Source organism: Aeromicrobium sp. 10G20-16 (assembly GCF_055809665.1).
Map to the genome: position 1 here is coordinate 1,182,417 of NZ_CM147919.1, position 25,432 is coordinate 1,207,848.

Below are 25,432 nucleotides of genomic sequence, written 5' to 3' on the forward strand. Positions count from 1 at the left end.
CCGAGCACTGGCGCGCGGCGCGGCACCGGGAGTTGGACCGACCCGTGCGGGTCAGCGCGGCGCAGACCGCCCGCGCCAGGCGACCCCGTCCAGAAAGCCCTGTGCGCGTTCGAGGTGCGGGTAGTCCGACAGCAGCGCCCAGAACTTCTTGCTGTGGTTGGCCTCGATCAGGTGTGCCAGCTCGTGCAGCAGCACGTAGTCGACCACCTCGGCCGGCATGCCCTGCAGCCGGTGGGAGAGCCGGATGGTGCGGTCGACGCTGGTGCACGAACCCCAGCGAGAGCTCTGGTTCGTGACCCATCGCACCGAGGCCGGAACCGCGCGGCCGTCCAGCCAGCGCTCGGACAACACCGCGGCGCGCTGCATCAGCGCGTCGTCCGACGGCACCCGCCGCCGCTCGCGGCGATCGAGCCGCGCCACGAGGTCGCGCACGTGCTCGGCCTCCTGCGCACGGGTCAGGTGCGCCGGCATCAGCACGATGGTCTTGTCGCCCTCGCGGTAGGCGCGGACCGTGCGCGTGCGACGCGTGCTGCGTCGGATCTCGACCTCGGCCATGACAGCAGACTAGGTCCGTTTGTCCACATCGACGTCGGCGATCCCCACACGGTGTCCCCAGACTTATCCACAAGAGTGGAAAACCACTGTGACACCGCGTCGACCACTGGTGCCCTCATTGCTGCCTTTTCAGGCTCCGCACGCGTAGGGTGACCGTGACAGGCACCACACCCAGCCTGTGATCGATCGGCAAGGAGGCCGGAAGATGGCGGAAACATGGAGTGGCGAGTTCTACTGCGTCAAGTGCAAGGAAAAGCGCGAGGCGACCGGTGAGATCCACGTCAGCGACAAGGGCACCAAGATGGCCAAGGGCGTCTGCCCGGTCTGCAGCACCAAGCTGAACCGAATCCTCGGCAAGGCCTGACCCCTCTTCCCCACCCTTGAACGGGGACCCGATCACTGATCGGGTCCCCGTTCGCGCGTCTGTGGACAGCACGCATCTGTGGACAGCATCGTCCAGCCGGCGCCCGCACCGACCACAGTGGCGTCATGGCGATCTCCCGACCCATGCTGCGTCCCGGGGCGACCGTGCTGCGTCGCGACGCCCTGCACCTGCAGGTCGGCACCTCCCCCGGCGTGGTCGTCGCCGACCGGCCCGGCCTGCAGCGCCTGCTGCTGGCCCTCGACGGGGTGCACGGGCACGAGTGGCTGGCCGCGCACGTGCCGGAGATCGGCGACGACGTCGCGGCCGTGCTGACGTACCTGACCGCCGTGGGCGCGGTGCTCGACGCGGGCCGGTGCGGAGCTGGCGGCCCGAGGAGGCCCGCCACCTGGCGCTGTCGCAGCGCGACCCAGCCGCGGTGTCGGCGCGGAAGCGGACACGCGTGGGTCTGCACGGTGACCCGGGCACGCAGTCGCTGCTCGAGACCACGTCGACGGTCATCGATGACGTCGGCGCCGCGGTCGTCCCGCACGACGACGCGGACCTGATGGTGATCGCCTCCAGCGGCGAACCGGGTCGAGAGTCACTGACCGAAGCGGTGCGCCGTCGCATCGCGCACCTGGTCGTGCGGCTCGACGAGGCGGTGGTGCGGGTCGGGCCTCTCGTGCTCCCCGGACTCACGCCGTGCCTGGAGTGCGAGGACCACCACCGCGTCGACTGGGAACCGGCCTGGTCGGCGCTGCTGCCGCAGCTCGGTCGTCGCGGTGCCCAGCACAACCCACCAGCGCCCGGAGCCGTGCTGCGGCACGTCGCGGCCGCGGAGATCGCGTCGGCCATCGTGGCTCTGGCCGACCGGCGATGGTCCGCGCACCCGGGTGGGGTGGTGAGCCTCGGACCTGACCCGGCGGACCGCGACGTGCGCTCGATCTCCTTCCACCACCGCTGCTCGTGCGCACTGCTGCCACCGGCACAGAACCGAGCAGGCTGAACAGCGCGGGACTACCCTGACGACGTGGCCGAGAGGGACGACGACGAGCGCAGGGACGGTCGGTCGTTGAGCGGTAGTGCGTTCTCCCGCACGGCACGCCTCGCGTCCCTGCCGGTCGGATTCGCCGGCCGCACGACGCTGGGGCTGGGCAAGCGCATGGTCGGCACGCCGGCCAACATCGTCCTCGACGAGGTGCAACGACGCACGGCCGACCAGATCTTCTCCGTGCTCGGCCAGCTCAAGGGCGGGGCCATGAAGTTCGGCCAGGCCATGAGCATCTTCGAGGCCGCCCTTCCCGAGGAGCTGATCGGTCCCTACCGGGAGACCCTGACCCGGCTGCAGGACGCCGCTCCCCCGATGCCACCCGGTGTGGTGCACCGCGTGATGGTCACCGAGCTCGGTGAGCAGTGGCGCGAGCAGTTCCAGCAGTTCGACGACGTCCCGGCGGCAGCCGCTTCCATCGGCCAGGTGCACCGGGCGGTGTGGCACGACGGCCGCGAGGTGGCGGTCAAGCTGCAGTACCCGGGCGCTGCCAAGGCGCTGCGCGCCGACCTGCGGCAGATCTCACGGCTGTCCCGGATGTTCGGCGTGCTGGTCCCGGGACTCGACGTCAAGCCGCTGGTCAAGGAGCTGCAGGACCGGGTGATCGAGGAGCTCGACTACCGTCTCGAGGCCGAGGCCAACCGGGCGTTCTTCGACGCGTTCACCGACGACCCCCAGATCGTGGTTCCCGAGCCCGTGCACCACACGGAACGTCTGCTCGTCGCCACCTGGCTGGAGTCGGAGCACTCCCTCGCTCACGTCATCGCGGACGGGTCGCAGGACGATCGCGACCACTACGGCGAGATCTACGGTCGGTTCCTGTTCGCCGGACCGCGTCGTGCCGGGATGCTGCACGCCGACCCGCACCCCGGCAACTTCCGGATCATGCCGGATGGTCGTGTGGGTGTTCTCGACTTCGGCGCGGTGGCCCGTCTCCCGGACGGACTGCCGACGGCCATGGGCCGACTGATCCGGCTCAGCGTCGACGGAGACTTCGATGCCGTGCGCGACGGCTTGGTCGAGCTGGGCTTCCTTCGTGCGGGCAGCAAGCTGGACGCCGAGTCGGTGGGCCGGTACTTCGGCCCGTTCGTGGAGCCGGCGGCACACGACACCTTCACCTTCAGCCGCGAGTGGATGCGTGGGCAGATGACTCGTGTCAGCGCCCCCAGCTCGGACGGCATGGGCACCGCGCTGCAGTTCAACCTGCCGCCGGAGTACATGCTGATCCACCGGGTGTGGCTCGGCGGCATGGGCGTGCTCAGCCAGCTGGGCGCCACCGCACCCTTTCGCGAGATCCTCATGACCGACCTCCCCGGATTCGCGAGCACCGAGGAGCGCTAGCGACGAGCGTGCGAGCGCGCCAGCGCAGCGTGAGCGTCACGCGCCGAAGGCGCCCGACGGCGAGGCGTCGGTGAGTGCACGTGCTCGCCCAAGCCCGTCGCCTGGGGCCGCCTCGCTTCGCTCACAGTCGGCCGCAAGCGGCCTCCTTGGCGGCCAGACCGTTCGCCAGGGACCGCAGCGACCGTGAGGCCGGGCGACCAGGCCGTTCGCCAGGGAGCGCAGCGACCGTGAGGCCGCAGGCCGAGGCGAACCACACCCACCAGCTCGCCCGAGCCCGTCGCCCGTGGCCGCCTCGCTTCGCTCACAGTCGGCCGCAAGCGGCCTCCTTGGCGACCAAACCGTTCGCCAGGGACCGCAGCGACCGTGAGGCCGGGCGACCAGGCCGTTCGCCAGGGAGCGCAGCGACCGTGAGGCCGCAGGCCGAGGCGAACCACACCCACCAGCTCGCCCGAGCCCGTCGCCCGTGGCCGCCTCGCTTCGCTCACAGTCGGCCGCAAGCGGCCTCCTTGGCGACCAAACCGTTCGCCAGGGACCGCATCGACCGTGAGGCCGGGCGACCAGACCGTTCGCCAGGGAGCGCAGCGACCGTGAGGCCGCAGGCCGAGGCGAACCACACCCAACAGCTCACGCGACCCGACCGAACGGATCAGGTCGCGCCGGCCACCAGCTCGAGGACGGGTTCGGCGTAGCGCTCCAGCTTGGCGGGGCCGATCCCGGGGACGTGTGACAGGGCGTCGGCGTCTGCAGGCTTCATCTCGGCGATGGACTGCAAGGTGGCGTCGGTGAAGACGACGTAGGCCGGCTTGCCGATCTCGGCGGCCTCCCGGGTGCGCCACTCGCGCAGGTTCTCGTACAGCGTCTCGTCGTAGGTGGAGGGGCAGTCCTCGCAACGGCCCCGCTTGCGGTCCGCCACGGCCAGGACCTGGTTGCACACCCGGCACTTGGCCACCTTGCGCTGCCGGGGCTGGTTGGCGGTCTGCCGTGACTCGTGCCCGGCCGGGAGCAGCGTGTCGAGAAATCGTGTGGGGCCGCGGTTGCCGCGCCCGCCGAGACGACGGGCGGCCGCCCACGACACCATGAGCGTGTGCCGAGCGCGGGTGACCGCCACGTAGAACAGCCGGCGCTCCTCCTCGATCTCGGCCGGCGTCTGGGCGAACGGACTGGGCACCGTGCCCTCCTGCATGCCGACGCAGAACACCGCGTCCCACTCCAGGCCCTTGGCCGAGTGGATGGTGGCCAGGGTGACGCCGTCGGCGGCCGGGGCGTGCGCGGCGGCAGCGCGGCGCTCCAGGTCGGCGACGAGGTCGGCCATGGTGGCCTGCTCGTTCTCGTCGGCGAGGTCGCGCGCCATGCCGACGATGGCGCTGAGCGACTCCCACCGGTTGCGGACCTCGCCCGCGCCGGTGGGAGCGGTGTCGCTGTAGCCGATGCCGGCGAGGATGTTGCGGACGTCGTCGATGAAGTCGTCGCGACCGTCGGCCGAGGTGCTCTGCACGTCGGCGCGCAGCAGTGCCACGGCCTGACGGACCTCGGTCCGGCGGAAGAAGCCCTCGCCGCCACGCAGCGTGTACGGGATGCCGTGCTCGCCCAGTGCCTCCTCGTAGGCCTCGGACTGGGCGTTGATGCGGTACAGCACCGCCATCTCGCGGTAGGGCACGCCGCGGCGGTGCAGCAGGGCGATCTCGTTGGCGACGGCCTGCGCCTCAGTGGGCTCGTCGGGGTGGCCGACGTAGGTGACGGGGTCGCCGGGCTCGCGCTGGGCCTGCAGCACGACACCGTCGGAGCGGCCTCCCCGGCTGAAGACCGCATTGGCCACGGCGACGATCTGCGGGGTGGACCGGTAGTTGCGGACCAGCTCGTGGCGCTCGCCGTGCTCGAAGCGGCGGGAGAACGACGCCAGGAGGCTCGGCGACGCCCCGGCGAACGAGTAGATCGTCTGCTTGGGGTCGCCGACCACGCAGACGTCGTCGCGACCGCCGAGCCACAGGTCGAGCAGCAAGGACTGCAACGGGTTGACGTCCTGGAACTCGTCGACGACGAACCAGCGGTACTGCCGGCGCACGGCCGCGGCGACCTCCGGGTTCTCGCCCAGGATCGAGGCGGTGACCAGGAGGATGTCCTCCATGTCGATGCGCTCGACACCCTTGACCTCCTCGTAGGCGGACAGCACCTGCGAGACCGTGACGGCGTCGAGGTCGCCCACCTGCCGGTTGCCCGAGCGTGCTCGCGCCGGGTAGTCGGCCGGCGAGACGGTGCTGACCTTGGCCCACTCGATCTCGGCGGACAGGTCGCGGATCAGGGCGTTGTCGCCGCGCACACCCACCCGACGTGCCGCCGCACCGACGAGCCCGAACTTGGAGTCGACGATGTCGGGGAACGCCGACCCGATGGCCCGGGGCCAGAAGTAGCGCGCCTGACGCAGGGCGGCGGAGTGGAAGGTGCGTGCCTGCACCCCGGGGGCGCCGAGGTTGGCCAGCCGTCCGCGCATCTCGCCGGCCGCTCGCGTGGTGAAGGTGACCGCCAGCACCTCCGACGGCTCGTACAGACCCGTGGCGACGCCGTAGGCGATGCGGTGCGTGATGGCCCGGGTCTTGCCGGTGCCGGCTCCGGCGATGACCGTGACGGGACCACGCAGGGAGGTGGCGACCTCGCGCTGCTCGGGGTCGAGTCCGTCGAGCAGACGGTCGGCGTCGGTCACCGGGGCTCCTGTTCGGTCGCGAGGAATGCGGGCGGGTGTGGGAACGTTGACGTCAGCAGACTAGTCCTCGAAGGAGACAGAACATGGCCGGCTCATTCACCCTCTACTCGACGCCCTGGTGTGGCTACTGCCATCGCCTGAAGTCGCAGCTCAAGCGAGAGGGCATCGAGTTCGACGAGGTCGACATCGAGCAGGATCCTGCCTCCGCGGAGATCGTCGAGAAGGCCAACGGCGGCAACCAGACCGTGCCGACGCTCGTGTTCGCCGACGGCTCTGCGTTGACCAACCCGTCGGTCGCCCAGGTGCGCGAGAAGCTGGCCTCCTAGGCCCACCTGCCGTGGATCTCGCCGCCGTGCCACGCCTGGATGAGCGCTCGGGAGATCGAGACGTTCGGCGGCAGCAGCAGGTCTGCTGAAGCGGTCATCTCGGTGACCTCCTCGCGGGTGAACCACCTGGCCTCGGCGATCTCGTCGTGGTCGACGCGGATGTCGGCCCCGGCGTCCGCGCTGACGGCCGAGCCGAAGAACCCCAGCATCAGGCTCGAGGGGAACGGCCACGGCTGGCTGCCTGCATAGCGCACCTCGCCGACCTGGACACCGACCTCTTCGGCCACCTCGCGTCGCACCGCGTCCTCCAGGGACTCCCCCGGCTCGACGAATCCGGCCAACGTGGAGAAGCGTCCCTCCGGCCAGACCGGCTGGCGTCCCAGCAGCGCGCGGTCCTGGTCGTCGGTGATCAGCATGATGACGGCCGGGTCGGTGCGCGGGAAGTGGTGGGTTCCGCACGCGGTGCAGATGCGGATGTGGCCCGCCTCGGCCGGCACCGACGGTGCTCCGCAGGTCGCGCAGAACTGGTGCTTCTCGTGCCAGCGCGCGATGCCCACCGCGTGCACGCCCAACGAGGCGTCGTCGGCGGTCAGCGACGGTCCGATCATGCGCAGACTGGTGGGGTTCAGCTCGGCGGGCACCCGATCGACCACGACGGCGGCGTGGCGGGTGCCGTCGCGATAGCCGAGGAACAACCACTCGCCGTCAGGCGCGCGATCCTCCTCGACCCAGGCGATCGAACCCTGGCCGTCGGTGGAGACGTGCTCGCCACCGAGCACCAGCACCCGCAGATCGCCGTCGGCGGACCGCCAGGCGTCGTCCTTGCGCAGGTGGGCGGCGCGGTCGTGGGCGGTGCGGTAGAAGGCGAACGCCTGATCGGTGAGGGTCACGCCTGTCACGGTAGACCCGGCGCCTCCGCGTCGAGCAGGGACTCCAGCTCCTCCCGGCCCGGCAGGTCGTCGAACCGGTCGGTGCGGCCGAGCCGCACGTAGTGGAAGGCCCCGATGACGCGGGCCGGGTCGATCCCGACCCGCTCGGCCCAGCCCAGCCGGTACACCGCGAGCTGCAACGGGTCGGCGTCGGCGTCGACGTTGGTCTTCCAGTCGACCACCTCGAAACCGGCGGATCCATCGGGCAACGTGATCGCGAAGACGGCATCGATGCGCCCGATGACCTGCCGTCCGCCGAGCCGCAGGCTGAACGGCGCCTCGATGGTGTGCGGATCACGGTCACCGAACTCGCCGTCGACGAAGGCCGCGAACAGGCGGTCGAGCTCGGGATCGGTGTCGATCCCGTCGTCACCGGCACCCGGCAGGTCGGTGGGGTCCAGGAGCACCTGGCGGCCGTAGTGCGCCTCGATGCGGGCGTGGAAGCGCGTGCCGAACCGCGCTGCGGCCGACGGGCGTCGGGGCACAGGACGCGCGAGCTGGCGCAGGAACGCCTGCTCGTCGGCCGCGACCGACATCATCGCCGTGGTCGACAGGGTGCCGGGCAGGGCGACCTCGCGGACCGGTGCCTCGAGCTCGGCCGCCTCGGCCAGCAGCACGTCGAGCTGCTCGTCGATGCGCGCCAGGCTCTCACGCCCGGAGACATCGGGCGTCGACGGCTCCGGTGGCACGGGGACCGACCCGCGAACCGCGGCAGCCACCTGCTCCGCCGCCTCGATCCGTCGGTCGAGTCCGCCGAGGGGCGCGGGCCAGGCGTGCTCGGCGGCGAAGGCCGCGAACGGGTTCTCGCCGTCCGCCGGCGGCGGGGCCCAGACGGTCGGGGTGTCGCCTCTGGCGGTCAGCCACTCGTGCACGGCCAGCAGGAACGGCGAGGGTCCCAGCGGCGCCTTCTGGGTGCGCCCCCAGTGGTGGCCGCTGACGTGCAGCGCGACCCTGGCGCGGGTGAAGGCGACGTACGCCAACCGGTTCTCCTCCAGCAGGGCATCGGCCTTCCAGAGCTCGTTGAACTCGTCGAGCTCGGCCGCGGACCACCCGCTGACGTCCGGCAGGCTGGCGACGTCGCCCCGCAGCTCGATCGGCAGGGCGACGGGATTGGTGGTCCACCTCGGCCGGCCGAGGGTGTTGGGGAACACGGTGCGGCTCAGCAGCGGCACGAACACCGCGTCGTACTCCAAGCCCTTCGCGCGGTGCGCCGTGAGCAGCTTGACCGAGTCCGACTCGCTGGGCGAGGCGACCTCCAGCCCACCGGCGTAGTCGTCCTCGGCCTCCAGGTAGGCCATCAGGCCGGCGAGATCGGCGTATCGGTCGTTCTCGGCGTACGCAGCGATGGCGTCGATCAGCGCCGACACGTTGTCGGGACCGATGGCGTCGCGCCGCACCAGGAGCTCGACGTCGAGGTCGAGCACGCGCACGACCCGTCGGGCGAGGTCAGCCAGGGGCTCGTCGAGGTGGGACCGCAGGTCGCGCAGCATCGCGGCCAGCTCCGCGAACCGGCGCAGAGCCTCCGTCGAGTAGGGCAGGTCGCCGGGGTCGTCCAACGCCTCGGCCAGGGCCACGATGTCGGCGGGGTCGACGCCGGCCACGGCCGCCGCGAGCTCTCGCTGCAGCGCCTCGTCGGGTGTCTCGTCCGACGCCCCCACGGCACGGACGCCACCGAGCGCCTGGGCCCGACGGCCGAGCAGGGCGAGGTCGCGTCCACCGATGCGCCAGCGGGGTCCGGTGAGCAGGCGGATGAGCGCCGGGTTGGCCGTGACGTCGTGCAGCAGCTCGAGCACGCTCAGGACGTCGCGGATCTCGGGCTGGTGCAGCAGGCCGGTCATGCCGACGACCTCGACCGGGACGCCGGCCGAGCGCAAGGCCTCGACGAGGGGACCGTTCTCCTTGGCCACCCGCACCAGCACGGCGATCTCGTGCCAGTCGGTGCCGTCGGCGTGGCAGGCGACCACCCGCCGCACCAGGTCGTCGATCTCGTCCTGCACCGTGGCGTGCAGCGCCGCCGAGACGTGACCGGGAGCGTTGTCGGGCGCGGCCTGCAGCGGCACGACCTCGGCCGTGTGCTCGTAGAACGGTGCCGCCAGGCGGTTGGCGAGGTCGATGACCTCGGGCGCGCACCGACGCGTGACGTGCAGCGAGTGCGACGAGCCGCGCTGCCCCCCGGCCGACGGGAAGTCGTCGAGGAAGCCCAGCAGGTTGTCGGCTGCGGCGCCGCGCCACCCGTAGATGCTCTGCGCCGGGTCGCCCACCGCGGTGACGCCGTGCCCCTCGAACAGCCGGCGCAGCAGCAGGTGCTGCGCGACCGAGGTGTCCTGGTACTCGTCGAGCAGCACGACGCCGTGCCGCTCGCGCAAGGTCTCCCCGACCTCAGGGATCGCCGCGCAGCTCGGCGCCCCAGCGCATCTGGTCGCTGAAGTCCATGACCCCGTGCTCGACCTTGATCTCGCGGTAGCGGTCGACCAGCCGGGTGATCTCGATGCGCCGGCGGGCGGCCGAGCACACGGCGTCGGCGTCCTTCTGTCGCCACCCCGTGCCCTGCTTGGCATTGACGCGCTCAATCGGCACCTGCTCGACCTCGCGCAGGACGCGCGCGGCGTGATCGCGCACCGTGCCGGTGTCGACGAGGTGCTCCGACAGCTGGCTCTCCAGGCCGAGGATGTACAGCACGAGGGTGGGGGCGTGCACCGAGATCTCCGCCAGGGAGCCGTCGAAGGTGGCGACCGCGCGTGCTGCGAGCTGGAAGCGGGTGGCGTCGGCCAGGACCCGGAGATCCGGCTCGAGCCCGCTGAGCAGGCCGAACTCGGTGATCAGCTGACCGGCGAAGGCGTGGTACGTGGCGACCGCGGGCTCGCCGAGCTCCTCGCCCTGGTCCGGCACGAGGTCGAGCCGGGCCAGGGACGCCCGCACCCTCTGCCCGAGCTCGCCCGCCGCCTTGTTGGTGAACGTGAGCCCGAGCAGGCTCGCGGGGTCGAGGCCGTCATGACCCACCAACCACACCACCCGTGCCGCCATGACCGTGGTCTTGCCGGAGCCGGCACCGGCGATGATGGCCTGTGCGGCGTCGGCGGGCGCCGTGACGGCGGCCAGCTGCTCGTCGCTGAAGGGAATGCCGAGGAGCTCGCACAGATGCTCGGCGTCGCGCACGGAACGACTCATCGGTCGGCCTCCCGGACGCCGACGGTCGGGGCGCCCTCGGGCTGGGCCGGGCACGCCGAACGGAAGGCGCAGTACTGGCATGACTTCTCCGACGGGGTGGCGACCCAGCGCTCCGCCCGCACCGTGTGCACCGAGGCGGCGACCTGGTCGAGAGCCACGAACGGCTCACCCGGCACCGGGGGCGGCTGCTGCTGCACCCGGGGCAGCTGGTCCTTGGCGTCGCGCAGCTGGACGAGCTCGGCCCCGCCGGGACCGGCGCCGGGAACGACGTCGTCGACCGCCCCGTGCTGCACCGCCAGCTGGTAGACACCGAGCTGGGGGTCGACGGCGATGTCAGTGGGCCTGGGCGCCCGCTTGCCGGTCTTGAGGTCGACGACGTGCACGAGCCCGTCGGCCGCCACCTCGACCCGGTCCATCGACCCGCGCATCACGACGACGTCGTCGCCGATGTCGATGGTGACCTCGAACGGGTGCTCCGCGGCCACGACATCGCGGGAGGACTCCGCGTGCCACCGCGCGAACCGCTCGAGCGCGAGGTGCGCCTGGGCGCGCTCACGCTCGCTGATCCACGGGGCGGCGAACTCGAGGTGGTGCCAGACGGCATCGAGGGTGTGGAGGAGGTCCTGCGGCTCGGCCGGCGTCCCGCGCCGGACGACGTCGGCGGCGATCGCGTGCACGATGGAGCCGAATCCCTGGGCGGACGTGGTGCCGGACTCCCCGCGCACCTCGTGCGCGAGGAACCACTTGAGCGGGCACTCGGTCAGGGCGGCGACGGTGCTGCCGCTCAGCGGAACGGGCTGCTGCGCATCACGCACCGGAACCGCGTTCTCGGTGACCGGTCGGGTGCCCCACCAGCGGTCGGGCCGGGCCGGCCTCGTGGCCCAGGTGTCGAGAGCGGCGAGACGCGCCAGGCGCTCGGCCGCTCCGTGGCGCACGACGGGGTCCTCGCTGTCCTCGGCGAGCGCTCGCAGCTCCGCGACGACACCCCGGAGGTTGAACGGGTGCCGCGGGCGGGGCAAGGGGGCGTCGACGTCGCCGCTGGTGGCGTGCGGAGCGATCTCCTCGACGAATCGCGACGGCTGGTCGCCGTCGTCGTCGGCGCTGCGCACGGCCGTGACCACCAGCCGTTCGGTGGCTCGGGTGCAGGCGACGTAGAAGAGCCGGCGCTCGTCGGCCAGCCGGGCCGACAGCGACGGCGGCGGCACCACGCCGTCGGGTCCGAGCCGGTCGGCGTGCAGGAACGAGCCGGAGGGGCGCGTGATCGGCCAGCTGCCCTCCTGGACCCCCGCCACGACCACGAGGCGCCACTCCAGGCCCTTGGACCGGTGCGCGGTCATCAGCCTGACCGCAGTGCCCCGCACTCCGGCCTCGGCCAGGGTGTCGGCCGGGATCTGCTGCGCCTGCAGCTGCTCGACGAGGGTGGCGATCGTGCGGCGGGTGCCGGACTCCTCGGCCCACGCGGCCCGCTGGAACAGCGCGACGAGCGCATCGAGGTCCCGGTGGGCGCGCAGACTGCCCTCGCCTCCGCTCTCGGCCGTCCTCAGCAGTCGGGCGGGCCAGTCCGTGGCTGCGTACAGGGTCCAGAGCACCTGCTCGGGCGCCTCGCGCTCGCGCACCTGACGTGCGGCCAGCCGCACCGCGGTGGCGACGCGGTGCACACGGTCGAGAGCGTCCTGGGTGGCCGGCGCCTCGCCCTGCACGGCGGTGTCCATGGGCTGCGCCAGAGCCGCCGCGAGGAGCTCGTGCGACGGGCGGGGACCGTCGGCGCGGTCCATGTCGGCGGCGCGCAGGTGCCTGCTCACCCGACGGATCTCGGAGGCGTCCAGACGCCCGATGGGACCGGTGAGGACCGCGAGGGCCTCGTCGGTGGGGATCGGACGGTCCTCGGCCACGTGGACGGCGACCCGCACGGCCGCCAGCAGCGACCGCACGGCCGACTCGCCGGCCAGCGGGATCTCGTCCCCGGCGACCTCGACCGGGACGCCCTGCGACACCAGCACGCGCTCCAGCCGGTGCAGCTCGGCCGACGTGCGCACCAGGACCGCCATCTCGCTCCAGCCGACGGCGTCAGCCGGGTCGGGGGTGAGGTGGGCCTGGCGCAGCATGCGCGCGATGTCCTCGCCCTCGGCGGTGGCCGACGCGTAGGTCTGGACCACCACCTCGCCGGTCGTGGGCGCGGTGGACTCGAGGCGGCGGAACGCCGCGTGGGTCTCGGCCGGGAGCGCCCCCGGGACGCCGAGACGATCGACCACGGCCCGCGTGGCCGCGAGGATGGCCGGGCCGAACCGTCGTGTGGTGCCCAGGGCGATGGTGTCGGCCCCGAACTGCTGCGGGAACTGCGCGATGCCGCGCACGTCGGCGCCGCGGAAGGCGTAGATGGCCTGGTCGGGGTCTCCCACGACCACCAGGTCGCGGCCGTCGCCGGCCAGCTCGTGCAGCAGCTGCACCTGCAGCGGGTCGGTGTCCTGGTACTCGTCCACCAGGACCAGCGAGTACTGCGCCCGCATCTCGCGCCGCACCTCCGGATCGCGCAGCAGCCGCACCGCCTGCACCACGACGTCGGTGTAGTCGGACTTGTTCTGCAGCGCTGCGACCTGGTTGTACTCCTCGAAGAACCCGGCCGCTGCCGCCCAGTCGTCACGTCCGGCCGCAGCGGCGACGTCGGCCAGGTCGGCCGATCCGAGGTCGTTGACCCCGGCGGCCGACATGAGCGAACGCAGCTCGGCGGCGAACCCTCGGGTGCGCAGGGCTGGGCGAAGCCGTTCGGGCCAGTCGGTGGGCGGATGCCCGGCGACGAGGTCGGCGATCACGGCGTCCTGCTCCGGTGAGCTGCATCAGCTGGACCGGAGACACGAACAGATCGGGCGGCGAGAACCGACGCACCAGGCCGTAGCAGAAGGAGTGGAACGTCATGGTGTCGACGACGGCCGACGTCTCGACGAGCCTGCGGGCGATGCGCGCCCGCACCTCGTCGGCGGCCTTGCGGCTGAAGGTGAGCACCAGCACCTGGGCGGGATCGAGCCCGCGCCGCTCGACGCGGTCGACCACGAGCTCGACCAGCGTGGTGGTCTTGCCGGTGCCGGGGCCGGCCAGCACGCGCAGGGGGCCGCCGGGATGGTCGATGACCGCCTGCTGGCTGGCGTCGAGCAGCGGCGCCTCGGACTGGGGAGCACCGGCACGGCGCACGTACGTGATCGACATCGAGGTCAGCCAATCACGTGCGTGCGACAGTCAGCCGTCGACGTGCCACAGGGCCTCGGCCACGTGGACCCTCCCCCGGCGCACCGGGGTGCCCTCCTCCATCCAGTGCATCTGCGCCTCGGCCATGAGCGGGCCGGCGATGGTCCCGTCGGCGCGCACGACGCGCCACCAGGGCACGGCCGAGCCCTCCAGGGACATCACGCGCCCCACGTACCGCGGGCCGTAGCCGGCGGCCAGGTGCTCGGCGATGTGCCCGTACGGCAGCACCCGCCCCACCGGGATCGACTCCACCAGCGCCAGCACGCGCTCCACGAACGCCTCGTCCATCACCCCAGTCTCCATGCCCCGAATTTTGCGGGCCCAAGCACCGTTCCGAGGGATCGAAATGGTGCCTGGGCCCGCAAAATTTGGGGAATCAGTAGGAGGGCTGGGAGGGGTCGATCTGGTTGACCCAGGCCACCACGCCGCCGCCGACGTGCACGGCGTCGGAGTACCCGGCGCCCTTGAGCACCGCGAGGGCCTCGGCGGAGCGTGCACCGGACTTGCAGTGCAGCACGACCTGCTTGTCCTGGGGCAGCTGCTCCAGCGCGTTGCCGTTGAGGAACTCGCCCTTGGGGATCAGCACCGAGCCCGGGATCTGGTTGATCTCGTACTCGTTCGGCTCGCGGACGTCGACCAGGGTGAAGTCGCGGCCACCGTCGGCACGCTCCTTGAGCCAGCCGTCGAGCGTGGCCACCGAGATGGTGGAGTCGGCAGCCGCGTCGGCGGCCTCCTCGCTGACCGCGCCGCAGAACGCCTCGTAGTCGCTCATCAGCTCGGTGGGCAGCACGCCGTTGGGGTCGCGCTGGACCTTCAGCGTCGTGTACCGCATCTCGAGCGCGTCGTAGACCATCAGGCGGCCGATCAGCGGGTCGCCGATGCCGGTGATCAGCTTGATCGCCTCGGTGACCATGATCGAGCCGATCGACGCGCACAGCACGCCCAGCACGCCGCCCTCGGCGCACGACGGCACCATGCCCGGCGGCGGGGGCTCGGGGTACAGGTCGCGGTACTGCGGACCCTCCTGGGCCCAGAACACCGACACCTGACCCTCGAAGCGGTAGATCGAGCCCCACACGTACGGCTTGTTCAAGATGACCGCAGCGTCGTTGACCAGGTACCGCGTGGCGAAGTTGTCGGTGCCGTCGACGATGAGGTCGTAGGGCTCGAAGATCTCCAGCACGTTGTCGGTGTCGAGCCGCGCCTCGTGCTGGATGACGGTCACGTGGGGGTTGATCTCCGCGACCGACTCGGCGGCCGACGTCACCTTGGGCTTGTCGATGTCGGACTGACCGTGGATGACCTGGCGCTGCAGGTTCGACTCGTCGACGACGTCGTCGTCGATGATCCCGAGCGTGCCGACACCGGCCGCTGCCAGGTACAGCAGCGCGGGGCTGCCGAGACCGCCGGCACCGATCACGAGGACCTTGGCGTTCTTCAGCCGCTTCTGGCCGGTCATCCCGACGTCGGGGATGATCAGGTGACGGCTGTAGCGACGCACCTCGTCGGTGGTGAGCTCGTCTGCGGGTTCCACGAGTGGGGCGACCACGAATTTCTCCTTTGCGTGGGAGTCCGGCCATCAGGCCTCGGGCGGACAGTGTGAACAACACCTCCGCGCGGACCATTGTTCCCGACGCCGGAAGGCCGCGCCGCTCCGTCCGCATTCTGATCGACCGACTACTGTGACGTCGTGACCGAAGCCATCGGAGCCCGCCCGCGCTCCAGCCGTCTGCCGCGCTCGGCGCGGCGAGCCCAGCTGCTGGACGTGGCGCTCGAGGTGTTCGTCGACCAGGGCTACCACGCCGCGTCGATGGACGAGATCGCCGAGCGGGCGGGTGTCTCCAAGCCCGTGCTCTACCAGCACTTCCCCGGCAAGCTCGACCTGTACCTCGCGCTGCTCGAGACCTCCTGCGACACCGTGATCGCCGAGGTCCGCGACGCCCTGGCGTCCACCACCGACAACCGCCGACGCGTCATGGCGACCATGGAGCTCTGGTACGGCTACGTCGCCGACCAGGGCGCCGCGTTCCGCCTCGTGTTCGAGTCCGACCTCACCAACGACCCGTCCGTGCGCCGCCAGATCGACCGGGTCGTGTTCGAGTCCGCCTCGGCGATCGCCGAGGTCATCCGCGAGGACACCGGTCTTCCGGGCCCCGCCGCGCACCTGCTGGCGGTCAGCCTGGTGGGCATGGGCCACTTCGGCGCGCAGAACTGGATGTCGCGCGACTCGAGCCTGAGCCGCGACGAGGCCGTCGAGCTGGTCGCCGGACTCGCATGGCGCGGCATCGGCGGCTTCCCCCATGATCGCGGACGCGATCAGACGAACGAAGGAGATGAGTGACCGTGGAGGTCAAGATCGGCGTGCAGCACGCCCCCCGAGAGCTGTCCATCAGCACCGACCTGTCCTCGGAGAAGGTGCTCGACGCGTTGACCAAGGCCGTCGCCGACGAGGGCGTCTTCGTCCTCAGCGACGACAAGGGCCGCACCGTGGCCGTCCCGGCGGAGCGTGTCGCCTACCTCGACTTCACCTCCGACGCCAAGGGCAAGGTCGGCTTCGGCCTGGCTGCCGCGGCAGCCACCACCGCCGCGTCGGACTGACCTGACCCGGGGCTCGCAGAGCTCGCTCGGTCAGGCAGCAAGCCCCAGCTTGTCCATGCGGGCGGCGTGCGCCTCGGTGATGCGGGTGAACATGCGCCCGATGCCGGCCAGGTCCATGCCGGGCTGGTCCACGCCACCGACCAGCACCGTGCTGAGCGCGTCGCGCTCGGCCACGACCATCTGGGCCTGGCTGAGCGCCTCGCCCATGAGCCGGCGCCCCCACAGGGCCAGTCGGCCACCGGCGCGGGGATCCTTCTCGATCGCCCCGCGGATGGCGTCGACGACGAACTCGGAGTGCCCGGTGCCGGACAGCGTCTCGAGCACCAGCTCACGGGTCTCCGGGTCCAGGTACGCCGCGATCTCGCGGTAGAAGTCGGCGGCCAGTCCGTCGCCCACGTAGGCCTTCACCAGACCCTCGAGCCAGTCGCTGGGGGTGGTCTGGCGGTGGAAACGGTCGAAGATGTCGGCGAAGGACTCCATGAACGTGTACGGGTCCTCGCCCATCTCGACGAGCCGGTCGCGCAGCTTCTCGAAGTGGTCGTGCTCGGCGGCGAGCATCGCGAGGATCTCGGCCTTCGTGGCCAGGTCCGGCGCCATCGCGGCGTCCTCGGCCAGCCGCTCGCAGGCGCTGATCTCGCCGTAGGCGAGGATGCCGATCAGCTCGAGGATGCCGGCGCGGTACTGGGCTTGTTCTGACTCGTCTGCGGCCATGGACCGCAGCGTAGCGTCCGCACGATAGACTGGGACCGCCCCTTGGGGCCGTATCTCCGTCGTGAGGTCTCGTACGTCTGTCTCGAGAAGCATCACGACACGTACCGAGAACCCACCGCTCCCTCATGATTTGAGATTTTCTGTGACCACGTTCACCGACCTGGGCGTCATGCCCGAGATCGCCGAAGCCCTTGCCGACGTCGGCATCATCGACGCCTTCCCCATCCAGGAGATGACCCTGTCGGTCGCCCTGATGGGCACCGACCTGATCGGCCAGGCCCGCACCGGAACCGGCAAGACGCTGGCGTTCGCCATCCCGGTCATCCAGCGCACCGTCGCGCCGGCCGACAAGGACTACGACCAGCTCGCCGCCCCCGGCAAGCCGCAGGCCCTGATCGTCGCGCCCACCCGCGAGCTCGCCATCCAGGTCGGTGGCGACGTCGCCACGGCGGCCGCCAAGCGCGGCACCCGCAGCCTGCTCATCTACGGCGGTGTCGGCTACGACCCGCAGCTCGACGCGCTGGCCGCCGGTGTCGACATCGTCATCGGCACGCCCGGTCGCCTCCTCGACCTCGCCAACCGCGGCGCGCTCGACCTCTCGCACGTCAAGTCCGTCGTGCTCGACGAGGCCGACGAGATGCTGGACCTCGGCTTCCTGCCCGACGTCGAGGCGCTGCTGTCACGCACCCCCGAGACCCGGCAGACCATGCTGTTCTCGGCCACCATGCCGTCGGCGATCGTCTCGCTGGCGCGCAAGCACATGCACCACCCGATGAACATCCGGGCCGAGAGCCAGGACGCCAACCAGACCGTGCCCACCACGTCGCAGTTCGTGTGGCAGGCCCACGAGATGGACAAGGCGGAGGTGCTGGCCCGCATCCTGCAGGCCGACGACGTGGCCCGCGTCATCATCTTCACCCGCACCAAGCGCACCGCTCAGCGCGTGGCCGACGACCTGATCGACCGCGGCTTCCCGGCGGCTCCGCTGCACGGCGACATGGCCCAGCCAGCGCGCGAGAAGGCGCTCACGCGCTTCCGCGAGGGCAAGGTGAACACGCTGGTCGCCACCGACGTCGCGGCCCGTGGCATCGACGTGGCCGACATCAGCCACGTCATCAACTACAACTGCCCCGAGGACGACAAGACCTACGTGCACCGCATCGGCCGCACCGGGCGCGCCGGCAAGACCGGTACCGCGGTCACCTTCGTCGACTGGGCCGACCTGACGCGTTGGAAGCTGATCAACAAGGCGCTGGACCTGCCCTTCGAGGAGCCGGTCGAGACCTACTCCACGTCGGACCACCTGTTCACCGACCTCGGCATCGGCCGTGACGTCAAGGGCCGGCTCAAGCCGCCCAGCCCCAAGGAGCCGCGCACCGGCGACCGTGGCGGCAGCCGAGGCGGCCAGGGCGGTCGGGGTCAGGCCAGTCGCGGCGAGAGCGGCGGACGTTCGCGTCGCGGGTCGGACTCGACCCAGACCAGCGACGCGTCCACGGGCGACGCACCCACCCGCAACCGCAACCGGCGTCGCCGCAACCGCACCCGCTCCGGCGAGACGGTCGCCAAGTCCGACTGACCCGGACTCGTGGACCGCGTCAGGCGGTGACCACCACGGGGGTGCCGACCGGCGCGAAGTCCCACAGGGCGATCGCGTCGGGCATCCACTGGCGCACGCACCCAGCTGACAACGGGGTGCCCAGCTGGTCCTTGGTCTGCTCGAGCGCGCCACTGTTGTCCACCGGCACCGAGTGGAAGCCGATCGGCTCGCTGAAGCCGGTGGCGAACCGGACGAAGTACTCCATCGAGCCGCTGCCGTCGAACGCCGTGGCGTGTCGGGTGCGGGACTGGACCGTGTAGCTGCCGGGCTTGAGGTTGTTGAATCGGCTGCCCGAGACCGGGTACGTGCGGGCGACCCTGTCGTCGGCACCCACCAGCCAGACACGCTGGTCACTCTGGTCGAACACGATGCGCCGCCCGGAGCCGGAATCGGCGGGCAGCGCCGTCGACTCCTCGACGCTCACCGGCTCCACCTCGGGAGAGGGCGCGGGTGTCGGCACCGGGTCGAGGTTCGCGGTGCGCAGGGCGGCCTGCTGGACCGGGGCCGTGGCCGCGGTCGCGCCGGTGCCCAGCCGCGGCGTGACGACGACGGCCGCCACGGCGACGGCGGCGCTCAGTGTGAGCGCGGCAGCCAGGAATCCCGCACGCCGGTGGGCACGCGATCGACTGGCGCGGTGGGAGGGCACGCGCTCATTCTAGAGCGAGCGGGCTACGTGCGGCCCGACTTCGCCCGACTGCCCCGGGTCGAGGCCGCGGCGATGAGCACACGGGCGACGTCGCGGTAGGCCTCGGCCCCCTTGTGTCGACGCGCGGTGGAGAGGACGCTGCGGCCGATGGCCGGTGCCTCGGCGAAGCGGATGGACTTGGGGATCGCGGGTTCGATGACCGGCAGGTCGTAGGTCTCGGAGATGGCAGCGAGCACGTTCTGGGCGTGCTTGGTGCGCCCGTCGTACATCGTGGGGAGCACGCCGACGATCGACAGGGTGGAGTTGATCGACTGCTTGACGTCGTAGATGGTGTCGAGCAGCTGGCCCACGCCGCGGTGCGAGAGGGTCTCGGCCTGCAAGGGGATCAGCACGAGCCGCGCGGCCGACAGGGCACCCACCGTGAGCACCCCGAGGCTCGGGGGGCAGTCGATCAGGATGAGGTCGTAGTCGTCGGCGACCTTGTCCAGCGCCACGCGCAGCCGCTGCTCGCGGCCGGTGCGTGACACCAGGGACTCCTCGACCTGCGTGAGGGTGATGTTGGCCGGCATCAGGTCGATGCCCTCCTCGGTGACGAGGATGGCCTCGGACGGCTTGCTGGTGCCGAGCAGCACCTCGCCGACGGTGACGTCCAGCTCCTCGGGATCGATGCCCAGGGAGAAGGTCAGACTGCCCTGCGGATCGAGGTCTACCAGCAGCACGCGCTGGCCCAGCTCGACCAGCGCGGCCCCCAACGAGGCGACGGTGGTGGTCTTGGCGACCCCACCCTTTTGGTTCGCCACCGCGATCGTCGTCGTCACGTGCGCCATTGTGCCACCCGCCAGCGCTGCCGCCGCGCACATCGTTTGGCATGCTGGCCCCATGACACGTCGCGCGCTGGTCACGGGCGCCACCTCCGGCATCGGCAACTCCTTCGTCCGCACCCTGGCCGCCCACGGGCACGACGTCGTGATCGTGGCCCGCACGGCCGACCGCCTGGAGCAGGTGGCCGACGAGCTGCGCACCAAGCACCGGGTGGGGGTCGAGATCATCGCCGCCGACCTCAGCACCACCGAGGGCATGGACCGGGTGGCCGCACGGCTGACGGCCACCGCACAGCCGATCGACCTGCTGGTCAACAACGCCGGATCCTCTCTCGCGGGCTGGTTCGGCACCACCGACATCGTCGACGAGGACGCCCAGCTGGACCTGCTCGTACGCGCCCCGATGCACCTGATGGACGCCGCGATCAAGGCGATGGCCGGGCGCGGAGGCGGCCAGATCATCAACGTCGCGAGCGTGGCCGCGTTCACCCCCCGCGGCGTCTACTCCGCCCACAAGGCGTGGCTGGTGAACCTCTCGCGCTGGGCGGACGTGCACTACGACGACGTCAACATCGCCGTGCAGGCGCTGTGCCCGGGCTTCGTGCGGACCGAGTTCCACCAGCGCGGCCAGATGGACGTCAGCGGTGTGCCCCGCTGGATGTGGCTCAAGCCCGACTACGTCGTCAAGAAGTCCCTGCAGGACCTGCAGAAGGACAAGGCGCTGTCGGTGCCGTCGCTGCGCTACAAGGTCCTGACGTTGCTCGCCTCGTACCTGCCGGCCAAGCTCGTGACCCGCATGGCGAAGCGCGGGCGATGAGCACGCCGCTGTCCCTGGAGCTTCCCCGCCGGGGTCGTGGCCACGACCGTGCAGACGGATCGCGGACCGTTCGCGGCCCACACCCTGGCACCTCAGGGCGACCCGCGCGGGCACGTGCTGCTGGTGCCCGGATGGACCGGCTCCAAGGAGGACTTCACCCCGGCGCTGCCCGGCCTGGCCGAGGCAGGCTTCGCCGTCACCGCGTACGACCAGCGCGGCCAGCACGAGACGCCGGGCGGACCCGACGACGACTACTCGTTGTCGGGCTTCGCGGCCGACGCCGCAGCCGTCGCCGCGGCCCGTGGCTTCACCTCGTCGCACGTCCTGGGGCACTCGTTCGGCGGGCTGGTGGCGCAGCAGGCCGTGGTCGACCGCCCCGGGGTCTGGACGTCCCTCAGCCTGTTGTGCACCGGACCCGGCGCGCTGGGCAGTGCACCGGACCGCCCCCTGGAGAGCCTGGTCCAGGCGATCGGCACCGTGTCGCTCGCCGACATCTTCACCGCCTTCGAGCAGCCTGCCTCCCAGCCACAGCAGATCACCGACTTCCTGCGGCGCCGGTTCACCTCCAACGCCCCGACCTCGCTGCGGGCCATCACCCAGCTGCTGATCGATGCTCCCGACGTCGTCGACGCCGTCGCGGCCACCGCAGTGCCGTGCTGGGTGGGTCGCGGGATCGACGACGACGCGTGGCCGCACGAGGCGCAGTCCCACATGGCGGGACGCCTCGGGACCCGGGTGCACGTCGTGCCAGACTCCGAGCACTCCCCCGCCATCGAGAACACCCCAGGCTTCCTCGCTGCCTGGCTGCCCTTCCTGGAGACGCACACATGACCGACACCGGACCGCCCGTCACCCGTGGGTTCACCGGACGTCGGCGCGATGCCGATCCGGGCAGGTTGCCGCCAGGCCAGTACGACGTCGGGGACAACTGGCCGGTGCTGTCGGCCGAGGTCACGCCCACGGTCCGCACCGATGACTGGTCGCTGACCGTCGATGGCGCCGTCGAGTCACCTCAGACGTGGGACTGGCGCGCCGTCCACGCGCTGCCGGGCGACACGTTCGTCGGCGACATCCACTGCGTCACCACGTGGTCCAAGTTCGACATGACGTTCTCCGGTGTCAGCGTCGACGTGCTGCTCGACGCAGCCCGCCCGACCGACGACGCCGGGTTCGTGATCGCCCACACGGCCAGCGGGTACACGACCAACCTGCCGCTGGCAGACCTGCGCGGCGGCAAGGCCTGGATCGTGTGGGAGGCGCAGGGCAAGCCGCTCACGCCCGAGCACGGCGGTCCGGTCCGGCTGCTGGTGCCGCACCTGTACTTCTGGAAGTCCGCGAAGTGGATCGAGCGGCTCGAGGTCGCCGTCACCGACCGTCCGGGATTCTGGGAGAACAACGGGTACCACGACCGTGGCGACCCGTGGCTGGAGCAGCGCTACGTGGGAGATCCGTGACGGTCAGCAGCGGCCCCACGGGCTGGCAGGTGGCCACCGTCGCCGACATCGCCCACCCAGGCCCCGGTTTCGTCCGCATCCGGCTCGACGTGCCCGACCGACAGCCCGGACTGCCCGGTCAGCACTACGTGGTGCGCCTTCGGGCCGAGGACGGCTACACGGCCCAACGCTCCTACTCGGTGGCCTCGGACCCCGAGGACCCCCAGATCGAGCTGCTCGTGGAACAGATGCCCGACGGCGAGGTGTCGGGACACCTGCACGACGTGCTCGAGGTCGGCGACCTGCTCGAGGTCCGCGGCCCGATCGGCCGCTGGTTCACGTGGCGCGGCGAGGAGCCGGCACTGGCGATGGCCGGCGGCTCCGGACTCGTACCGATCATCTCGATGATGCGCTGGGCCGCCCGCCACGACCGACGCGACGACCTGCGCGTGGTGGCCGTGGGGCGCACCTGGGCCACCCTCCCGTACGCCGAGGAGCTGGCCGAGTACGGCGCGTTCATCGCTCTCACGCAGGAGAACCGCACCGACGCGCACGGCGTCGAGCGGGTCTCCGCGCCTCCCTACCCCGACGAGGTCGCGCCCCTGGTCGACGGCACCCTGCGCGCGTACGTGTGCGGATCGGTCGGATTCGTCGGCTACGCCAGCCGCCTGCTCGGCGAGTCCGGCGTGCGAGCCGACACCGTCCGCGTCGAGCAGTTCGGGGCTACTGGGTGACTCTCCTCAGGCGCGTCGACGACGGACGAGCAGCGTGCCGCCGAGCAGCGCTGCGAGTGCCGCCGCCAACGACAGCCACGTGATCGGGGAGCCGGTGTCGGGCAGCAGCCCGCCGGACGATCCACCGTCGACATCGGCCGACGCCAGCACCGTGAGAGCAGCCTCCGCCTGGCCCGACGCGCCCTCCACGACCAGTCGGTGGGCACCGGGCGGGGTGTCCTCCGGGACGACCACCGACACGGCGGCGAGACCGGTGGAGTCCGCCGTGATCGAACCGAGATCGACCGGGTCGGAGAACAGCGTGACGTCCAGGGTCTCCCCCGGCTGCGCTCCCTCGACGGCGCCCGTGACGGTGTCGCCCGGCTGGACCTGGTCGTCGTCGAGCGTCAGCACCAGCGTGCCGGCGGCGGGCGCGATCTGCACGGCGTCGCTCGTGCGGGTCGTGGCGGCGTGGCTGGGTGCGGTGCCGGTGACACTGACCGTCAGCTGAGCACCTGCGTCGTCGTTCACCGTGGTGTAGGTCGCCTCGGTTGCTCCGTCGATGGGCTCGCCGTCGCGGAGCCACTGGTGACCGAACTCTGCCTCCGGCGACCACGGGGCCACCGTCGCGGCGAGCTCCGATCCCACGCTCAGGTCGCCCTCGATGACCGGTGTGGTCGTCGACGCGAACTGCGCGGTGAGCCCGTAGAAGGTGGTGGTCCCCGAGACCTCGTTGCCCACCACCAGCATCGCCCCGCCGGTGGGCGAGTCCTCGGCCGGGACGAAGGCGATGCTCTCCGGCCCGAGGTCGCCGGCGGCGTCCAGCACGGCGGCAGGATCGGCCGCGTCCTCGACCGACACCGAGAAGTCGCGGTTGTTCAGGTACGTGACGAACGTGGACCGGGCCGGCGTGGTGATGTCGAAGACCGCCAGACCGCCGACCCGTTCGAAGCCGACGAACGCGTAGGTGCGGTCGCCGACGGTGCCGACCGTGATGGCCTCGGGCTCAGGGCCCTTGTCGTCACTGCGTCCTTCGAAGTTGGACTCGGAGTGGTTCGAGTTGAAGAACTCCGGTGCTGCCTGTGCGGTGATCTGCTCGAAGGCGTCCGCGGAGTCGAACACGAGCGATCCGTCGGTGTCCCAGATGGAGAACGACCGGGCTCCGAAGGAGTACAGCTGCTCGTAGCAGGAGCCGTCGGCGGACAGGCCGCTGGCCGTCGACACGTTGAGGCGGCCGAGCTCGTCGTCCGCGCCCAGGTCGACGGCGGGGTTGTCGTCGCACATCGGAGCCAGCCCCTTCTTGCCCAGGTCCTTGACCCGCGCCGGCTCCGCGTAGTCGCCCCACTCGCGGGCATCGCCCTCGTTGGCCGTGACCAGGTACGTGCGACCGCCGGCGACGTAGGAATGGATGGTGTCGGGCATGTACAGACCCATAACCGGCCAGGTCCCGATGGCGATCCCACCGTCACGGTCGGACGGGTCGAGTCCCTGTCCAGCGATCGAGTGGTCCTTGGCGCCGAGCGGCAGCAGGTCGGTGACCGTGGCCGTGGCGAGGTCGACCACGGCGAACGCGTTGTTCTCCTGCAGCGTCACGTACGCCGTGGTGCCGGCGTCGTCGAGGGCGACGTACTCGGGCTCGAGATTGGCCGACACCGGGAAGTCGGTGTTCACCGTGGGGCCGAATACCCTGACGCCGTCGGGGCGTGTGCGGGTTCCACCGTCCTCGTAGGCGTGGAAGTCGGCCGTGGAGACTGCGCTCTGCGGCGGGGCGGCCAGCGTGTCGGGCAGGTCGACCACCGAGATCGATCCCTCGGGATCGACCGCGTAGTCGTCGTCGGGCTCACCCTCGTTGGCGATCACGGCGCGTGAGCCGTCCGGCGTCAGGGTGACCATGTCCGGCAATGAGCCGACCCGCACCGCACCCAGCACCTGGAGGGACTGGCCGTCGACCACCAGCATCCAGCCCGGGTCGGTCTTGGTGTCGGACTCGACGGCGACCACCACGAGGCCGTCGTCCCGCACGTCGACGGAGTTCGCGACGGCGCCGGCCGGGATCGTGGAGCCGTCGGCGGCCGTCGTCCCTGCAGCGGAGATCGACGTGGTCAGCGCCGGCGCCGACGGGTCGGCCGCGTCGAGCACGTCCACCCGGCCGGAGTTGGCGTTGACGACGTAGGCCCGGTCGGTGCCGGGATCGAAGGCGACGATCTCCGCGGCAGACTGGTCGAACTGGCCGGTGCGATGGGTGCCGAGCACGTCGAGCGACAGCAGCGCGTCGTCGGCGGAGACCGTCGGCGGGTCGTCGACGGCCACTGCGGCCGAGGCGACGAGGGCAACAAGGACCATGGTGGCCGTCGCGAGGAGAGCGGGCGTGGTCAGGCCGTGACGGCCTCGGGGGATGAGCACCCGCTCGACGCTAGGGAGCTGACG

General features: G+C 71.4%; 25 protein-coding genes. 12 read left to right on the forward strand and 13 right to left on the reverse strand.

All coding sequences use genetic code 11. From position 1 onward, the window contains the following. Window positions 1-51 precede the first annotated feature (51 nt). Complete coding sequence (locus AC0L5F_RS05975) at window positions 52-555, reverse strand: M48 metallopeptidase family protein (protein WP_473315704.1); 504 nt, start codon at window positions 553-555, stop codon at window positions 52-54. A 205-nt stretch (window positions 556-760) separates the two neighbouring features. Here AC0L5F_RS05975 and AC0L5F_RS05980 point away from each other — a divergent pair, with 205 nt between their 5' ends. The 4 genes from AC0L5F_RS05980 (at window position 761) to AC0L5F_RS05995 (ending at window position 3,308) form a co-directional block, all read left to right on the forward strand. After that, the gene (locus AC0L5F_RS05980; protein WP_435709854.1) at window positions 761-919 is read left to right on the forward strand and encodes a DUF5679 domain-containing protein; all 159 of its coding nucleotides are present in this window, start codon (window positions 761-763) and stop codon (window positions 917-919) included. 125 nt (window positions 920-1,044) lie between these two features. Continuing rightward, a complete protein-coding gene (locus tag AC0L5F_RS05985) occupies window positions 1,045-1,485 on the forward strand; it encodes a hypothetical protein (RefSeq protein WP_473315705.1) in 441 nt (146 codons plus the stop codon). After that, entirely contained in the window at window positions 1,380-1,925 is a 546-nt protein-coding gene (locus AC0L5F_RS05990; RefSeq protein WP_473315706.1) for a hypothetical protein, read from the forward strand. Before AC0L5F_RS05985 ends, AC0L5F_RS05990 begins: the two co-directional genes overlap by 106 nt. A 24-nt stretch (window positions 1,926-1,949) precedes the next feature. After that, a complete protein-coding gene (locus AC0L5F_RS05995) occupies window positions 1,950-3,308 on the forward strand; it encodes an ABC1 kinase family protein (RefSeq protein ID WP_473315707.1) in 1,359 nt (452 codons plus the stop codon). A 646-nt stretch (window positions 3,309-3,954) separates the two neighbouring features. Here AC0L5F_RS05995 and AC0L5F_RS06000 read toward each other — a convergent pair. Further along, a complete protein-coding gene (locus tag AC0L5F_RS06000) occupies window positions 3,955-6,006 on the reverse strand; it encodes an ATP-dependent DNA helicase UvrD2 (RefSeq protein ID WP_473315708.1) in 2,052 nt (683 codons plus the stop codon). A gap of 83 nt (window positions 6,007-6,089) precedes the next feature. Between AC0L5F_RS06000 and AC0L5F_RS06005 the strand changes: the two genes are divergently transcribed. Continuing rightward, window positions 6,090-6,332, forward strand: coding sequence for a mycoredoxin (locus tag AC0L5F_RS06005; RefSeq protein ID WP_473315709.1), 243 nt, complete (start codon window positions 6,090-6,092; stop codon window positions 6,330-6,332). Here AC0L5F_RS06005 and nudC read toward each other — a convergent pair. The 7 genes from nudC to moeZ form a co-directional block, all read right to left on the reverse strand. Continuing rightward, window positions 6,329-7,222, reverse strand: a complete 894-nt coding sequence (nudC, locus tag AC0L5F_RS06010) for an NAD(+) diphosphatase (RefSeq protein ID WP_473315710.1) — start codon at window positions 7,220-7,222, stop codon at window positions 6,329-6,331. The two genes, AC0L5F_RS06005 and nudC, sit on opposite strands and share 4 nt — an antisense overlap. Window positions 7,223-7,227: 5 nt before the next feature. Beyond that, window positions 7,228-9,627 carry a 3'-5' exonuclease gene (locus AC0L5F_RS06015; protein WP_473315711.1) on the reverse strand — a complete coding sequence of 800 codons (2,400 nt, stop codon included), beginning with the start codon at window positions 9,625-9,627 and terminating at the stop codon, window positions 7,228-7,230. Between the two features lie 13 nt (window positions 9,628-9,640). Continuing rightward, window positions 9,641-10,429 carry a UvrD-helicase domain-containing protein gene (locus AC0L5F_RS06020; RefSeq protein ID WP_473315712.1) on the reverse strand — a complete coding sequence of 263 codons (789 nt, stop codon included), beginning with the start codon at window positions 10,427-10,429 and terminating at the stop codon, window positions 9,641-9,643. Then, the gene (locus AC0L5F_RS06025) at window positions 10,426-13,137 is read right to left on the reverse strand and encodes an ATP-dependent helicase (RefSeq protein WP_473316159.1); all 2,712 of its coding nucleotides are present in this window, start codon (window positions 13,135-13,137) and stop codon (window positions 10,426-10,428) included. Before AC0L5F_RS06025 ends, AC0L5F_RS06020 begins: the two co-directional genes overlap by 4 nt. Next, on the reverse strand, window positions 13,067-13,630 hold the full coding sequence (locus AC0L5F_RS06030) for a UvrD-helicase domain-containing protein (RefSeq protein ID WP_473315713.1): 564 nt from the start codon (window positions 13,628-13,630) through the stop codon (window positions 13,067-13,069). Before AC0L5F_RS06030 ends, AC0L5F_RS06025 begins: the two co-directional genes overlap by 71 nt. A gap of 30 nt (window positions 13,631-13,660) precedes the next feature. Then, entirely contained in the window at window positions 13,661-13,972 is a 312-nt protein-coding gene (locus AC0L5F_RS06035) for an MGMT family protein (RefSeq protein WP_473315714.1), read from the reverse strand. A 73-nt stretch (window positions 13,973-14,045) separates the two neighbouring features. Beyond that, window positions 14,046-15,218 (reverse strand): adenylyltransferase/sulfurtransferase MoeZ, encoded by a 1,173-nt coding sequence (gene moeZ, locus AC0L5F_RS06040; RefSeq protein ID WP_473315715.1) that lies wholly within the window; start codon window positions 15,216-15,218, stop codon window positions 14,046-14,048. Window positions 15,219-15,359: 141 nt separating this feature from the next. Here moeZ and AC0L5F_RS06045 point away from each other — a divergent pair, with 141 nt between their 5' ends. Further along, the gene (locus tag AC0L5F_RS06045; protein ID WP_473315716.1) at window positions 15,360-16,010 is read left to right on the forward strand and encodes a TetR/AcrR family transcriptional regulator; all 651 of its coding nucleotides are present in this window, start codon (window positions 15,360-15,362) and stop codon (window positions 16,008-16,010) included. A 2-nt stretch (window positions 16,011-16,012) separates the two neighbouring features. Beyond that, window positions 16,013-16,267 (forward strand): DUF3107 domain-containing protein, encoded by a 255-nt coding sequence (locus tag AC0L5F_RS06050; protein WP_473315717.1) that lies wholly within the window; start codon window positions 16,013-16,015, stop codon window positions 16,265-16,267. A 30-nt stretch (window positions 16,268-16,297) separates the two neighbouring features. Here AC0L5F_RS06050 and AC0L5F_RS06055 read toward each other — a convergent pair whose 3' ends face one another. Then, window positions 16,298-16,978, reverse strand: coding sequence for a ferritin-like fold-containing protein (locus AC0L5F_RS06055; RefSeq protein ID WP_473315718.1), 681 nt, complete (start codon window positions 16,976-16,978; stop codon window positions 16,298-16,300). 142 nt (window positions 16,979-17,120) lie between these two features. Here AC0L5F_RS06055 and AC0L5F_RS06060 point away from each other — a divergent pair, with 142 nt between their 5' ends. Beyond that, window positions 17,121-18,554 (forward strand): DEAD/DEAH box helicase, encoded by a 1,434-nt coding sequence (locus AC0L5F_RS06060; RefSeq protein ID WP_473315719.1) that lies wholly within the window; start codon window positions 17,121-17,123, stop codon window positions 18,552-18,554. 19 nt (window positions 18,555-18,573) lie between these two features. Here the strand turns inward: AC0L5F_RS06060 and AC0L5F_RS06065 are convergent, their stop codons facing one another. Together AC0L5F_RS06065 and AC0L5F_RS06070 are read right to left on the reverse strand one after the other, a co-directional pair. Next, complete coding sequence (locus AC0L5F_RS06065) at window positions 18,574-19,221, reverse strand: L,D-transpeptidase (protein ID WP_473315720.1); 648 nt, start codon at window positions 19,219-19,221, stop codon at window positions 18,574-18,576. Window positions 19,222-19,244: 23 nt separating this feature from the next. Next, a complete protein-coding gene (locus tag AC0L5F_RS06070; protein WP_473315721.1) occupies window positions 19,245-20,048 on the reverse strand; it encodes a ParA family protein in 804 nt (267 codons plus the stop codon). A gap of 52 nt (window positions 20,049-20,100) precedes the next feature. On the opposite strand from AC0L5F_RS06070, the gene AC0L5F_RS06075 reads away from it, so the two are divergent. The 4 genes from AC0L5F_RS06075 to AC0L5F_RS06090 are packed head-to-tail and all read left to right on the forward strand — an operon-like array spanning window position 20,101 to window position 23,026. Continuing rightward, complete coding sequence (locus AC0L5F_RS06075; RefSeq protein WP_473315722.1) at window positions 20,101-20,859, forward strand: SDR family NAD(P)-dependent oxidoreductase; 759 nt, start codon at window positions 20,101-20,103, stop codon at window positions 20,857-20,859. Between the two features lie 36 nt (window positions 20,860-20,895). After that, entirely contained in the window at window positions 20,896-21,690 is a 795-nt protein-coding gene (locus AC0L5F_RS06080) for an alpha/beta fold hydrolase (RefSeq protein WP_473315723.1), read from the forward strand. Continuing rightward, entirely contained in the window at window positions 21,687-22,313 is a 627-nt protein-coding gene (locus AC0L5F_RS06085; RefSeq protein ID WP_473315724.1) for a sulfite oxidase-like oxidoreductase, read from the forward strand. The genes AC0L5F_RS06080 and AC0L5F_RS06085 overlap by 4 nt, the downstream gene beginning before the upstream one ends. Then, the gene (locus AC0L5F_RS06090; RefSeq protein WP_473315725.1) at window positions 22,310-23,026 is read left to right on the forward strand and encodes an FAD-binding oxidoreductase; all 717 of its coding nucleotides are present in this window, start codon (window positions 22,310-22,312) and stop codon (window positions 23,024-23,026) included. The genes AC0L5F_RS06085 and AC0L5F_RS06090 overlap by 4 nt, the downstream gene beginning before the upstream one ends. 6 nt (window positions 23,027-23,032) lie before the next feature. Here AC0L5F_RS06090 and AC0L5F_RS06095 read toward each other — a convergent pair whose 3' ends face one another. Continuing rightward, the gene (locus AC0L5F_RS06095) at window positions 23,033-25,408 is read right to left on the reverse strand and encodes a choice-of-anchor I family protein (RefSeq protein WP_473315726.1); all 2,376 of its coding nucleotides are present in this window, start codon (window positions 25,406-25,408) and stop codon (window positions 23,033-23,035) included. Window positions 25,409-25,432: the final 24 nt, after the last annotated feature.